Below are 13,128 nucleotides of genomic sequence, written 5' to 3' on the forward strand. Positions count from 1 at the left end.
TCAGCCACCCAATACATGCTTCAACATGTTGACGCACATATCGTATGGAACGGTCTCTTTCATCTTCTGCTGCAAGTACTCATCCAGTTTTGGCTTCAACGTGAAGGCACTGTCGATTGCTGGATCCGTTCCTGGCTTGTAAGCACCAATCGAAACCAAATCTTGGTTTTTACGACAGATAGACAGCACTTGCCTTACCGCTTTCGACATCAAGACATGTTCTTCAGTGGTGATTTGCGGCATAACACGGCTGACGGATTTCTCAACATCAATCGCTGGGTAGTGACCCGCATCGGCCATCTCACGAGATAACACAACGTGACCATCGAGAATCGCTCGCGACGCATCCGCAATCGGATCTTGTAAGTCATCGCCTTCGGTTAACACGGTAAAGAAAGCTGTGATAGAACCTTGTTCATCATTGCCGTTACCTGCTCGTTCCACCAGCGCAGGAAGCTTAGCGAAGACTGATGGCGGATAACCTTTGGTTGCTGGCGGCTCACCCACAGACAGAGCAATTTCACGCTGCGCTTGAGCAAAACGGGTCAATGAATCCATGAGCAGCAGAACATCTAAGCCTTGGTCGCGGAAATACTCGGCGACAGCCAGCGCGGTTTGACAGCCTTTTAAGCGCATCAATGGTGATGAGTCGGCAGGAGCGGCAACAACAACCGAACGCTTACGGCCATCTTCACCAAGAATTTCTTCAATAAACTCTTTTACTTCTCGTCCACGCTCACCAATTAGACCTACAACCACCACTTGCGCGGTTGTGCCTCGAGTCATCATCCCCAGCGTGACCGACTTACCAACACCAGAGCCAGCAAACAGACCGATACGTTGCCCTTTACCAACGGTTAGCAAACCATTAATCGCTTTCAAGCCAACATCGAGTGGCTCAGAAATCGGTTTACGAGCTAACGGGTTGATTGGTTCAGCATTAAATGAAGCGCGTTGCTCGGTATAGATTGGACCTAACCCGTCGAGTGGATTACCAACGCCGTCGATCACTCGACCAAGCAGTTCCATTCCAACAGGGATACCACTTTCAGTAGTCATTGGTGTGACACGAGCGCCAGGTAAGATCCCGGTGATTTGTTCACTCGGCATCAAAAATAGGTTATCGCCAGAGAAACCGACGACTTCGGCTTCCATCTGACCAGACATGGTTTCCACTAAACACAAACTGCCGATTGGCGCTTTACAGCCGGTCGCTTCAAGCGTTAAGCCAACAACACGTACTAACTTACCTGAGGCAATCGGTCGCGATTTTAGTCCTTCGACTTTGTATTGACTGAGACGATTCGCTAACTCAAGCATTACTCATGACCCTGGTGACGGTTTGCGCCACAGAAGTTTTGAATGACGTTTTTCACGCGATCTTCCATGCGGTAGTTAACGCTCGACTCACCAGCTTCAATTTGTACATCACCACGGTTGAGTGCTGGCTCTGCGACCAACGTCCAATTACGGCAATCCAACTCAGTTTCACCATACGCAGAGCGAATGATCGCGACATCTTCTGGGTTAAGCTTCAAAGTGATTGCGTGACCAGAGATCGGCAACGACTCTACCGATTCTTTAACGGTATCTAATATGATTTGTGGATTGGTTTGCACTTCAACATGAACCACTTCTTTGACCATAGTAAGCACCATGTCGACCAATTGTTTCTCCACCTGAGCGTTCATCAGCTCTAATGGTTGAGCGAACTGGTTTGCCAGCCCCATGAAGACGGCCACTTGCTGTTGAATGTATTCTTGGCCCGCGGTTACGCCTTCAAGCTTGCCGGCTTCGTTGCCTTCTTCGTGACCTGCGGCAAAACCTTCTTCTTTGCCTTTTTCATAGCCTTGCTTAAAGCCCGCCTCTTGGCCTTGATGCAGCCCTTCCTGATAAGCGCCTTGTTTAATCAGCTCGATTTGCTCTTCAGTCAGAACCAGCTCTTCATCTTCAATGGCTTCTTCAACCGTTGGCATCCAACTAGGGTCGTAGTTAAAAGCGGTTTCTTTGGCTTGTTTGCTCACGTCAGAGGTGTAGTCAGGCAGCCCCCATTTCTGAGGTTGGGCAACCGTATTATCTTCTTCAGGGCGAAGGAAGCCGCGTTTTCTATCACCTGACATATCAGTACCTATCTATGAGTGAGCTTAACTGTATTGTGAATTCAAGCAGTTAAACTGAGTTAATCTGTGGTTCGAGATTGGATAAAGAAAAGCCCCAACAGTGTGGGGCTTTTGAGGTTTCTGTATTAAAGGAACTCGTCGGCGCCACCAGACAGCATAATCTCACCACTGTCTGCCATCTTCCTCGCAATACCCAAAATCTCTTTCTGAGCGGCTTCGACGTCAGAGACTTTGACTGGCGGCATCGCCTCAATATCGTCTCTCATCATATCGGCAGCACGTTTAGACATGTTCTTGAAGATCTTTTCACGTAGACCTTCATCGGCACCTTTAAGTGCTTTCTGTAGAATGTCTTGTGGAACATCACGTAGTAGTCGTTGAACACCTTGGTCATCAACTTCAATAAGGTTTTCAAAGACAAACATCAGATCTTGGATCTGTGTTGCCATGTCTTCGTCTTGGTCACGGATTTGGTCCATCAAGACGCCTTCCACGTTGTTATCCATGTAGTTCATAATCTCAGCCGCGGCTTTCAGGCCACCAATTTTAGCAGCTTGAGCACCCGCTTGACCCGCGAACTGTTTCTCCATGATTTCGTTCAGTTCAGCAAGTGCTGACGGTTGAACTTCTTCAAGGTTGGCAATACGCATCATCAGATCCAAACGAACGCGCTCTGGGAACTGAGACAAGATCTCAGCCGATTGATCGGCATCGAGGTACGACAACACAATAGTTTGAATCTGAGGGTGTTCGTTGATGATAATGCTCGCCACCTGACGAGGATCCATCCACTTGAGCGAATCCAAACCTTTCGAACCCGTGCCGAGAAGGATTTGGTCAACAAGGTTATTCGCTTTGTCTTCACCCAGAGCAGCAACTAACGCATTACGCATGAAGTCTTCGCTGCCCATACCAATGTTGGTGTACTTCTGAATATCATCCAAGAAAGCACGGTGCACAGCGCCTACTTTCTCTTGGGATAGGTCTGTAGCTCGCGCCATCGCACTACCCACACGCTGAACCTGCTTTGGCTCTAGGTGACGAATTATACCAGCAGCGTCTTCTTCATTTAAACTGAGCAACAAGATCGCAGCGCGTTCATCGCCTGAGATAGAGCCGATATCCACGCTAGAGACATCAAGCACTTCACCGCCTTCAGTTTGTTGTGGAACGATTTCGTTAGCCATCTACCATCCAATTCTTAACTACTTGAGCTGCTAGCTCTGGTTCATTCGCTACAAGTGCACGTACTGCTTTCAGCACGTCCTCGTCTTTATGAAGGTTTGGTAAGTCGATACTTGAACCAAATTCAAACAGCTCACCACCTTCAATATCACCACCAATTAAGCTGGTTTCGCCGTCGGCACCAATTGGCATGCCATCAGGGCCGTACATCTGTTCATCGTTGTCTGCGGCTGGGTTAAGCAGTTTCTTCATTGCAGGGCGAACAAGTACTAACACCACCACAATGATAACCAAGGCACTTGCAAACCAACGAACCCAATCATTGAAGTTTGGATGCTCCCAGATTGGCACATCAGCAACAACATCTGTTACTTGAGGTGCAAACTGCATGCTTAATACATTTAACAAATCACCACGAGTTTCATCAAAGCCCACCGTACCGATCAGAACTTGGCGAATCGCATTGATCTCACTCGCCGGGATCGGAGTATGAACCACTTCACCCGTATCTGGGTTCAAGGATTGACGGTCTTTGATCGCAACAGAAACCGTCTGGCGGTTAACCGTGCCGCTCTGCTTACGTTCATGGCTGATGGTGGTGTCTAGCTCAAAGTTTCGGGTCGCTTCTTTGTGAACAGAGCCTTGGCCTGTCATCGCGCCGTCTTTCATCTGAGCAACGTCTTGTGGAATTGAGGCATCAGCAGGAGGCTGGTTACTCAACGCACCCGGAATACCTGCCACAGTATTGCCGTTGTTGTAATCTTCTAAGGTGTATTCACTTCGAGTCGCCGGTGTATTCGGATCAAAACGTTTTCTGGTTTGCTCCACAGCACTGAAATCGAGCTGAATATCAACCTGAGCGGTGTAGTTACCAAACCCAAGAATAGGAATCAGGATAGAGTCAATTTTTTCACGCAGCGCTTGTTCTTGATTGCGCTCTAACTCGTGTTCTTTACGACGCGCCGCTGACATAGGGTCTTGAGAGCCTGAGCTCAACAATCGGCCATGCTGATCGGTCACCGTAATACGTGAGGTTTTCATTCCCGGAACAGCACTTGCCACCATATCCACAACAGAATCGACTTCTTGCTGCTTGAGGTTAGTACCTGTTTTTAGAGTTAGGAATACAGAAGCAGAGGCTTCTTGGTTATGACGCACGAAAACGCTTTGCTTCGGCAAGGCTAACAAAACCTGCGCTTTACGCACCTGTTTCATCTGCTCAATGGCTTTGGCAAGTTGTCTTTCACGACTTAATTTAAGGCGTTCTTGTTCTAAACGTTGTGATACTCCAAAACCCATGTCTTGCATGAGGATGTCATCACCTGCGTTTCGCTCTTGGTTCAAACCTGCTCGTACCATATTAAGCTTTAATGAGTTGTACTCACTTGCCGGTACTGAGATGGTATTGCCTTCAAGCGTGTACTGGATCTTTTGCAGATCCAAGTAATCAAGAACGGGAATCAATTCTTCTGTTTCGTAAGCCCCTAATGGACGCATTTCTGGCTCTTTCACCCAGAAAAACAGCATCACAATCAGCGCTACACAGATAGAGATAGAAAGAACTAAGACGACCTGACGAAGTAAATCGAGATCACCGACAGCCATATCGAACTTCGATGAACTGCGTTCACCTAGATCGGGATTTTGCCCTTCTCCGTCTAGCTCAGAGCCTGCAATAAGTGCATGGTCGTTGCTATCGCTTACGGTTAAATCTGTTGTTTGACTATTATCTGCCACTATTTAATTACCCAACTTATACCGGCATATTCATCAGCTCTTTGTACGATTCGACCAATTTATTTCTAATTTGGATCGTCGCCTCAAAAGCCACACTAGATTTATTACGAGCAATCATTACGTCCGATAGGGATACGCTTTGGTCGCCACTATCAAAACGAGCTTGGAGATCACCTGAGGTCTTTTGTAATGAGTTCACATTATTGATGGCATTGGTCAGCATGTTGCCAAAATCTGCACCGACCGCTTGCCCCGTTGCTGCGGGACGCGCGCTGGCAGCTTCGACCATCATTGCCTGCATTTCGCCTTGTAAACCATCTATTCTCATCTACTACCTCAGGAGTCAAAATTATGACCATCTATTTAGCTATATTATTGACAGAGCAATTAGCGTGCCACACATTAAATTGACTAGATATCGTATTACACTAGTCAGAAAGCTGACACTACTAATCTATCCTCAGTTTGGGATATCTATTCCAGCATCGCGCATTTTAGCCAACTTGTAACGCAGTGTACGAGGGCTAATGCCCAGTTTTTCAGCCATATCTTTGCGTCGGCCATTACATGCAATCAGGGTTTCAAGAATGATCGCATACTCTTGATCTCTAAGCTCATTACCTAACCCTTCGCTGCTAGCCGCGATTTTATTGATTGGGTTTGCTTCGGCAATAGGCTTGATTTCTGGCGCAGCAACATCACTGCCTTCGACGATTTGTTGTAGGCTGCTTGCGTCTTGCCAATCGACACCTTCAAGAAGGATATGCTCACCAGAGATGTTCTCTTGTTCGCTCAATATTAACGCACGCTGTACCACATTATCTAATTCGCGAACATTGCCCGGCCACGGATAATTGACGAGTTTACTGATCGCTTGCGCTGACATAACCGGTACAGGCATACCAAGTTTGGTGCAATGACGCTCAACTAAGTGCTTGGCTAAAGGCTCAATATCACCTTTTCGCTCACACAGTGGTGGCCAAGAAATTGGGAATACATTCAAGCGGTAGTATAAATCCTCACGGAAATTCCCTTCGGAAACATACTGTTTAAGGTCACGGTTGCTGGTCGCTAATACACGAACGTCCAATTTGATGCTCTTACGACTACCTAACCGCTCAACTTCGCGTTCTTGCAAAACACGCAGTAGTTTGGCTTGTAGGCTAAGATCCATTTCACTGATCTCATCCAACAGAATCGTACCGCCCTGCGCTTGCTCGAACTTCCCCGGGCAAGCTTGAATAGCGCCAGTAAATGCGCCTTTTTCATAACCAAACAAGGTCGCTTCTAACATGTTGTCTGGGATCGCCGCGCAGTTAATCGCGACAAACGGGCCATCTTTTCGGCTAGAGGCATTGTGAATGTAGCGAGACATCACCTCTTTACCAGAACCACTCGGGCCTAACACCATGACGTTGGCATCGGTTTTTGCGACTTTATCAGCCAGCATCATTAGCTTGATACTTTTTTCATCAGCAACGATAGCGTCACCATTGTCGTCCGACTTTACAGGCGCATAACGGCTGACCATGTTGAGCAGTACTTCCGGCGCAAATGGCTTTGCCATATAGTCGATAGCGCCCTCTTTCATTGCAGCAACGGCATCCTCGATGTTGGCGTACGCTGTCATTAGCAATACAGGTAGGTTGGGCCAATGCTGCTTGATGTTTCTCAATAGCGCCAAGCCGCCCATGCCCGCCATCTGCACGTCAGATACGACAATATCAACGGAGTTCGATTTTAATTTGACCAGAGCATCTTCCGCACAATCCGCTTCCAGCCATTCATAGCCAGCAAGCGCGAGAGTGTCAACAAGGGCTTCGCGTAGACCTTCATCATCTTCGACGATTAACACTTTGCTTTGAGCCATAGGATTCTCCAGTGTAAATTCAGTTAAAACTTATTAGTCTTCAGAAGAAGCACTTCTTTCAAGCGGTAGACACATGGTAAAGCATGCGCCGTCGCCTTCTTCTGATATCAATTCCAGTCGGCCTTCATGTGCTCGACATACCATTTGTACAACCGCTAAGCCGAGACCTGTACCTTGCGAACGAGTGGTAAAGAAGGGTTCCATAATTTTACCTTGAAGCTCTTTCGGTACTCCGGGGCCACTGTCTTGCACTGATATCTTAAGCTCGCCGTTTACGGGCCTAAAAAACACATCAATCTGCGATTCCTTGCCCGCAATTTGAACCGCGTTCAACACTAAGTTGCTTAATGCTGAGGCGATAGCGTTGGCGTTGCCAAACATTTGAGTCTGTTCGCCCTCAACTTCCTGGCAATAATCAATCTGGTTGGTTTTCAATGCCGCTTCCACCATAGGGTGAAATTCGGTGATCAATTCAGCAACAGTAAATGGCTTAACCACTTTGTTGTCACCACCTTTGGCAAACAACAACATGTCGTTCACTTGCTTCTCTAAGTCATGCAATCTATCCATAAGCTTAGATTGAAAACGCGTTTTTGTTGCCGGCGGCAGATTTGGCGCGGCAAGGTTTGATGCATACAGCATCGCACTTGAAAGCGGCGTTCGCACCTGATGGGCAAGCGAGGCCACCATTCTGCCTAATGAAGACAAACGCTGAAGATCACTCACGCGAGACTGCAAGAGTCGGGTCTCGGTCAAATCGGTAATCAAAATCAGCTGACCCGTGGTAGAGGCTGAAATCGCCAAACGTACTTTTCGCCCATTCTTCAATGAGATCTCATGACCATCATCATCTTTTGGGTCGAAGGCACTTTGAATCACTGAAAACCACTTCTCGCCAACCAACTCAACACCAAGAATACGGTGCGCTTCAGGGTTCGCTTCTCTCACTTCGCCGTGTGTATCTAACAAGATGACCCCTGCTGGCATCACGTCGAGTACTTGCTTATAGCGCTCAACCTGCTGTTCAACAGAATCTAGGTGTGATTGATTTTCTGGTTCGTTAGATACGTGCATGTCAAAAATTTGCCTCAAATACTAAAACAGCCTGAGACGTACAACACGAGTCAGGCTATTTGCTATATTTATCACATAGTTAAGCAAGCAACAACTCGACTATGGTTTATCTGTTCACTTAGCTAGAGTTACCAAATAGCTAAAAAGTGTGTGCTAGTTTTTCGTTTTCATCGAAAACTGGGCACTAGCGCTGCAAGTTATATTTACGCATTTTTTCAACCAGAGTCGTTCTACGCATTCCAAGCATGTCAGCAGCGCGAGCAACAATACCGCCCTGCGCTTCCAAAGCTTGATTGATCATATTCACTTCCATATCCGCGAGGAGCTCTTTCAAGTTAACCCCTTCTGGCGGTAACTCTTGAGGAGCATTGGCATTGTCGGCAATATCATCTTGCTGATCAAAACTGAAATCTTCTGAGAATAAGTCAGCAAGTGCATCACGCTCTTGCTCCTCTTCAGATCCGAAGCTATTAAACTCTGGCTGGAACTCAGGGATATCGCTGTATCGATATTTAGTTGGCAGATGATTCACATCAACCAAGCTATTTGGATACAAGATAACCATTCGCTCAACCAGGTTCGCTAGTTCACGAACGTTGCCCGGCCAGTAATGCTCCATCAAAGAGTTGATAGCACGAGCCGTGAAACAGATAGGCATGCTGCCTTCCGCTTCCATTCGAGTCATCAGCTCTTGAAGCAACAGTGGAATATCTTCTTTACGGTCTTGAAGCGCCGGCATTTCAATCGGGAATACATTTAAGCGGTAGTAAAGATCTTCACGGAACGAATCATCGTCGATCATATCTTCAAGGTTGCGGTGGGTTGCCGCAATCACTCTAACATCAGCTTGTATGGTGCTATTGCCACCTACACGCTCAAAGCATCGCTCTTGCAGTACTCGTAGCAGCTTAACTTGCATCGCCATCGGCATATCGCCAATTTCATCAAGAAACAGTGTGCCACCTTCAGCCAATTCAAAACGGCCCTTACGTGCGGTAATCGCCCCAGTAAATGCGCCCTTCTCGTGACCAAACAGTTCACTTTCAAGCAAATCAGGTGGAATCGCGCCACAGTTTACAGGAACAAAAGGCCCTGAACGACGTTTAGAGTGATAGTGAATGTTACGCGCTACGACTTCTTTGCCTGTACCAGATTCACCAAGAATCAGCACGTTCGCTTCCGTAGAAGAGACTTGTTCAATTAAGTGACGTACTTCTTGAATGCCAGCACTTTGTCCTACTAGGCTGCGAAACAGTGTGTTCTTGCGTGCCGAAGACACAACTTGAACACCTTTGCGGCCTAAGAAATCTTTACAGTGTCTTAATGCATCACTTAATTGCGGGTAGTTAAGAGGAAGTTCAAGCTCACCAACATAGTTAGTCAACTCGTCAACCGGGTGATTGTTTTTGCCAATCACCAGTAAAGGGATGTGATTGCCGTGAACAAGCTTCTCATTCAGTAATGCGTTGAAGCCTTTACTTTTAATGGTACCAATAATGCAGCCGGCCCACTGTAGTGACCAGTCAACTTTACGTGCTTGTTCAGAGCTGATTACTTCGCAGCTCTCTCCTACAAACTCTAATATTGTGCTTAAATTGTGACGATCTTGAGCGTTATCGTCGACGACAAGCAGTTTTGCCAAACCTTGCATAAGTAGGAATTATTGCCTTTATTTTGGTGCGATGCGGAAAAACGGTGAGCAACGTAGTCTATAAAACAGTGAAAGTATCAACGATTACGGTCTACGTGGACAAATTTAGGAAATCAGCAACGAAAAAAGCCATTAGGCTATCTAATGGCTTCTATTTTATTTGATTAAAAAAATAAGGCAACCAACCAATTAAGGGATATGAGGTTGGTTAAAACTGCAATTTTTCTTTAAATTCCTACGTCAGCGGACGTCAAGTTGTGATATTCGTTCGGAATTTGGTCCCAAGCGCTCTTAATTTCGCGAATAATATCGATAACATCATCAATAGGCTGTGGGTCATTTTTGTGATTTGCCGCAGAAATTTGCGTGATCATGAACTCATAAAGTTGATCTAGGTTTTTCGCAATATCGCCACCATCGTCCATAGATAGGCAACTACGTAGGCTAATAATGATATCTAGAGCCTTACCAAGTCGCTCACCTTTCACTGGGATGTTGCCTGCTTGCATTGCCGCTTTACCTTGAATCAAACGCTCGATAGCACCGGCCATTAGCATTTGTACAATCTTATGCGGTGAGGCAGCCGTTAGCTGACTATCCACTGATACCTTTTTATATGCCTGTAAAGAACCGCGCATAGTAAACCTCTTCTATAAAAACTTTTTGTATTGTTGAACTGATTTAGCACCGTGACGGTATTTGTGCAGGGTCTTACCTACTCGACTCGTCTCAGACTGCATCAATTCGACTAATTTTCTGGTTCTGGTAATGGCTTCAAACCATTCAGAACTTTGCTTAACGTCGGGATGTGAGTCGATTATTTGAAGCACGTTTTGCAATAACTGTTCTCTGTTATCGACAAGCTGCCTTATTTCTTCAGCATTAATTTCACTAAATTCCAGTTTAGAGATAATTAGTTGATCGAGTTCACAAAGCTCCTGTAGCTGGCTATTCATCTATTAGCCCAACGCATTCATCATACTGCCCAACTGAGATTGCATCTTACTGGTCGCATCTTGCATGGCTGTGAACTTAGAGTGAGTTCGGCTCTCTAGGCTGTCCATGCGGCGGTCGAGCGCGCTTTGGTCATCAACCAAACGGTAATTTTGCTCGACCAAGCTCTTCTCTCTAGTACGGATTGAACCCGTAATACCTGTGATACCTTGAATCGCATCTTCCACTCTTTTGGCGAAACCATTGTTGCCACCAAAGAACTCACCCAACTTATCGAAATTGTTGTTGAGTTGACGATCAAGCATGTCGTAGTTGATTTCTAGCGAGCCTTGTCTTGTGGTGGTGATGCCGAATTCAGTCAAAGACTTTAGGTTGTCTGGCGCACCTTCGATACTTGATGAGAACACCCCTTTCAATCGAGAGTCGGCGTTACGTACTGTACTGTCACCAGAAAGCGGGCCTTTTTGACCGGTCGTTGGATCAACACCCGCAAGGTCTTTCGACACTTGATAGAACTGGTTATAAGAGCTCACAAAGGATTCGATATCTTGGCGAACACTATTACGGTCGTACTCGACACCAATTTCTGCCGGCGGCTTATCTTTTGGCGTTTTTCCTTTCACCGTAATATCAATACCTTCAACGGCATCTTCAATCACATTGTTATTACTAGAGAGCTGAGCAACACCATCTAGGACAACCATAGAATCTTGTCCAGCCTGAACTTCGGTCATACCGCTATAGGTATCAAAAGACTGTTGCGCTTGTTCGAGGTCTGCTTGCGCTTTATCGACCTTCTCTAAAAGCTCACGCTCTTCGGGTTCTAATTTAGCACGCTCAATTTTCTTCGCTTGTTCTGCAGTGAGTTCGCCTTTTTGAACTTTCTCAGCCAACTCTGCTTTTTCTTGTGAGATCTTCTCTTCGATACGCGCTTGCTCAGCCTCAAGCTTTTGTTGGGCTTCGTTCGGTGTCACGTATGAATCGGTCAGAGTACCTGAGGCTGCATTTGACCACCCCGGCACATTGGGAGCCTTCTCTATCGCTTTTTCATCAAGCTCAAGTTCTGGTGTGTAGTAAGAATCTAAAAGCGTACCTGACGCGGTTTCAGTCCAGCCAGGGATATTGTCTTCAGGCATCACCGACTTTGCCGCTTGAGCTGCGTCTAGGGCAGCTTGGCCGTCGGCTGCGGCTTGCTCACCGTAGCTGAGACTTTGAGAGTCTCCGACAACATCTGAAGCAGAATCAGTTTGGGCTGCTGGGATGATATTGCCATCTTTATCGAGTGTTTCATTCGCATTTGGGTCATCGCTAGCGATCACTTCATCGATGAGTTCGACGGCTTTTCCTGCGGGGGTTAGAGCTAGAATATCTTGAGCAGCAACGCGTGCTTTCTCTAGCGCTTTAACACGCTCTTCAAGCGTTTTGTATTCGAGTTTTTTCAGGGGATTAGCAGCATCTGACTCAACATTAATGCTGATCTGCTGATCTGAACCAGACTGGTTCGAGGCAATGATAAGTCTTGGACCTTCGACATCATTGATAATAGAGGCACGAACGCCTGGGTTGCTATCTGCACCGTTGATACCACGAACAACTTCGATAAGTCTCGATCTGTCGCCAACTTGCACGTCAAAGCTGTCATCACCAAGCGAAACCTGCAGCTTACCTGGGCCAAATTTCATGTCTTCTGACAGTACATCAGAAGCCACTTTATGACTTTGGGCAAGCTGCAACACATCGATGGCATATTTGCCAGCGATCGCTTCGGTAGTCGCGGTTGCAGAGACAAGACCTTCATCGGTACTTTCGACTGTTCGCACAGCAAAAGCTTTTTCCTGACGAAAGTTTGTCATCAGGTTCTTCATCGAATCAAGGGATTCTCTGAGTCTTCCATAGGCACTAATGCTGGTATCGATTCGCGTTCGTTCATTGTCGATTCGTTGCTGTTTAGGTACACGCTCCGAATCAACAATTTTGCTAACCATGGAATTGATATCCATGCCAGACGAAATCCCCATTGGGCCAAAACTCATTAAATCACCTCAATAATACGACTTAAACCTTCACCTCAAATATTCGACTATTCGAGTTTTGGGCTGCTAGGCGTCTTAGAATTTCAAGCATTTCTTCATCAGGGATCTGGCGAATAATATCACCGGTTGTGGTCTCATAAATGGTAACCACATCTCTCCCAGATTCTTCATCGACCTTAAACGCCACACCTTTGTTGAGAGAGGAGATAAACTCGTTTACCTTCTCCACCATTTTGACTCGCTCTTCATCATTTAACTCTTGTCTATGTTGAGCTAATTGAATCGCCGCTTCGGTAGCTTCCTCTTTCGATTTCTCTACCTTGTCATAAGATGTTGCTTCTTTTAGTCGCGAAATACTCGACGCACTACTACCTTCATCGCTTGCAATTTTAATGCCATTAGGTGAGCCATAAGGCTGGATGTTCGATGCGTTGGATGATATTTCCATAACACTCTCCCTCCCTCCTTTATGAGCCAAACAGTAAAACTCTACCCAGAGTAGAG

12 protein-coding genes are annotated in these 13,128 nt (G+C 46.4%); all 12 read right to left on the bottom strand.

The window, feature by feature from the left end:
* A complete protein-coding gene (fliI, locus tag HRQ85_RS18960) occupies positions 1 to 1,320 on the bottom strand; it encodes a flagellar protein export ATPase FliI (protein WP_017060680.1) in 1,320 nt (439 codons plus the stop codon).
* On the bottom strand, positions 1,320 to 2,120 hold the full coding sequence (fliH, locus tag HRQ85_RS18965) for a flagellar assembly protein FliH (protein WP_017060681.1): 801 nt from the start codon (positions 2,118 to 2,120) through the stop codon (positions 1,320 to 1,322). Before fliH ends, fliI begins: the two co-directional genes overlap by 1 nt.
* A 125-nt stretch (positions 2,121 to 2,245) precedes the next feature.
* Positions 2,246 to 3,307, bottom strand: a complete 1,062-nt coding sequence (fliG, locus tag HRQ85_RS18970; RefSeq protein ID WP_017060682.1) for a flagellar motor switch protein FliG — start codon at positions 3,305 to 3,307, stop codon at positions 2,246 to 2,248.
* Entirely contained in the window at positions 3,300 to 5,042 is a 1,743-nt protein-coding gene (fliF, locus tag HRQ85_RS18975) for a flagellar basal-body MS-ring/collar protein FliF (protein ID WP_017064120.1), read from the bottom strand. The genes fliG and fliF overlap by 8 nt, the downstream gene beginning before the upstream one ends.
* Before the next feature lie 16 nt (positions 5,043 to 5,058).
* Complete coding sequence (gene fliE / locus HRQ85_RS18980) at positions 5,059 to 5,370, bottom strand: flagellar hook-basal body complex protein FliE (RefSeq protein WP_017060684.1); 312 nt, start codon at positions 5,368 to 5,370, stop codon at positions 5,059 to 5,061.
* A gap of 132 nt (positions 5,371 to 5,502) precedes the next feature.
* On the bottom strand, positions 5,503 to 6,912 hold the full coding sequence (locus HRQ85_RS18985) for a sigma-54-dependent transcriptional regulator (RefSeq protein WP_017060685.1): 1,410 nt from the start codon (positions 6,910 to 6,912) through the stop codon (positions 5,503 to 5,505).
* 33 nt (positions 6,913 to 6,945) lie between these two features.
* Positions 6,946 to 7,986: a sensor histidine kinase gene (locus HRQ85_RS18990; RefSeq protein WP_019820743.1), complete on the bottom strand. Its 1,041-nt coding sequence runs from the start codon at positions 7,984 to 7,986 to the stop codon at positions 6,946 to 6,948.
* A gap of 184 nt (positions 7,987 to 8,170) precedes the next feature.
* Complete coding sequence (locus tag HRQ85_RS18995) at positions 8,171 to 9,637, bottom strand: sigma-54 dependent transcriptional regulator (protein WP_172380362.1); 1,467 nt, start codon at positions 9,635 to 9,637, stop codon at positions 8,171 to 8,173.
* A gap of 227 nt (positions 9,638 to 9,864) precedes the next feature.
* A complete protein-coding gene (gene fliS / locus HRQ85_RS19000) occupies positions 9,865 to 10,275 on the bottom strand; it encodes a flagellar export chaperone FliS (protein ID WP_004736194.1) in 411 nt (136 codons plus the stop codon).
* A gap of 12 nt (positions 10,276 to 10,287) precedes the next feature.
* The gene (locus HRQ85_RS19005) at positions 10,288 to 10,593 is read right to left on the bottom strand and encodes a flagellar protein FliT (protein ID WP_172380363.1); all 306 of its coding nucleotides are present in this window, start codon (positions 10,591 to 10,593) and stop codon (positions 10,288 to 10,290) included.
* A 3-nt stretch (positions 10,594 to 10,596) separates the two neighbouring features.
* Positions 10,597 to 12,624, bottom strand: a complete 2,028-nt coding sequence (gene fliD, locus HRQ85_RS19010; RefSeq protein ID WP_172380364.1) for a flagellar filament capping protein FliD — start codon at positions 12,622 to 12,624, stop codon at positions 10,597 to 10,599.
* Between the two features lie 22 nt (positions 12,625 to 12,646).
* Positions 12,647 to 13,072 carry a flagellar protein FlaG gene (flaG, locus tag HRQ85_RS19015; protein WP_048607821.1) on the bottom strand — a complete coding sequence of 142 codons (426 nt, stop codon included), beginning with the start codon at positions 13,070 to 13,072 and terminating at the stop codon, positions 12,647 to 12,649.
* Positions 13,073 to 13,128: the final 56 nt, after the last annotated feature.

Origin of the sequence: Vibrio sp. Vb339 (assembly GCF_902751245.1) — a bacterium.
GTDB classification, from domain to species: Bacteria; Pseudomonadota; Gammaproteobacteria; order Enterobacterales; family Vibrionaceae; genus Vibrio; species Vibrio coralliirubri.

Coding starts and splice junctions, on each gene's coding strand:
- fliI (WP_017060680.1), bottom strand. CDS start 1,320: ATGCTTGAGTTAGCGAATCGTCTCAGTCAATACAAAGTCGAAGGACTA.
- fliH (WP_017060681.1), bottom strand. CDS start 2,120: ATGTCAGGTGATAGAAAACGCGGCTTCCTTCGCCCTGAAGAAGATAAT.
- fliG (WP_017060682.1), bottom strand. CDS start 3,307: ATGGCTAACGAAATCGTTCCACAACAAACTGAAGGCGGTGAAGTGCTT.
- fliE (WP_017060684.1), bottom strand. CDS start 5,370: ATGAGAATAGATGGTTTACAAGGCGAAATGCAGGCAATGATGGTCGAA.
- HRQ85_RS18985 (WP_017060685.1), bottom strand. CDS start 6,912: ATGGCTCAAAGCAAAGTGTTAATCGTCGAAGATGATGAAGGTCTACGC.
- HRQ85_RS18990 (WP_019820743.1), bottom strand. CDS start 7,986: ATGCACGTATCTAACGAACCAGAAAATCAATCACACCTAGATTCTGTT.
- HRQ85_RS18995 (WP_172380362.1), bottom strand. CDS start 9,637: ATGCAAGGTTTGGCAAAACTGCTTGTCGTCGACGATAACGCTCAAGAT.
- fliS (WP_004736194.1), bottom strand. CDS start 10,275: ATGCGCGGTTCTTTACAGGCATATAAAAAGGTATCAGTGGATAGTCAG.
- HRQ85_RS19005 (WP_172380363.1), bottom strand. CDS start 10,593: ATGAATAGCCAGCTACAGGAGCTTTGTGAACTCGATCAACTAATTATC.
- fliD (WP_172380364.1), bottom strand. CDS start 12,624: ATGAGTTTTGGCCCAATGGGGATTTCGTCTGGCATGGATATCAATTCC.
- flaG (WP_048607821.1), bottom strand. CDS start 13,072: ATGGAAATATCATCCAACGCATCGAACATCCAGCCTTATGGCTCACCT.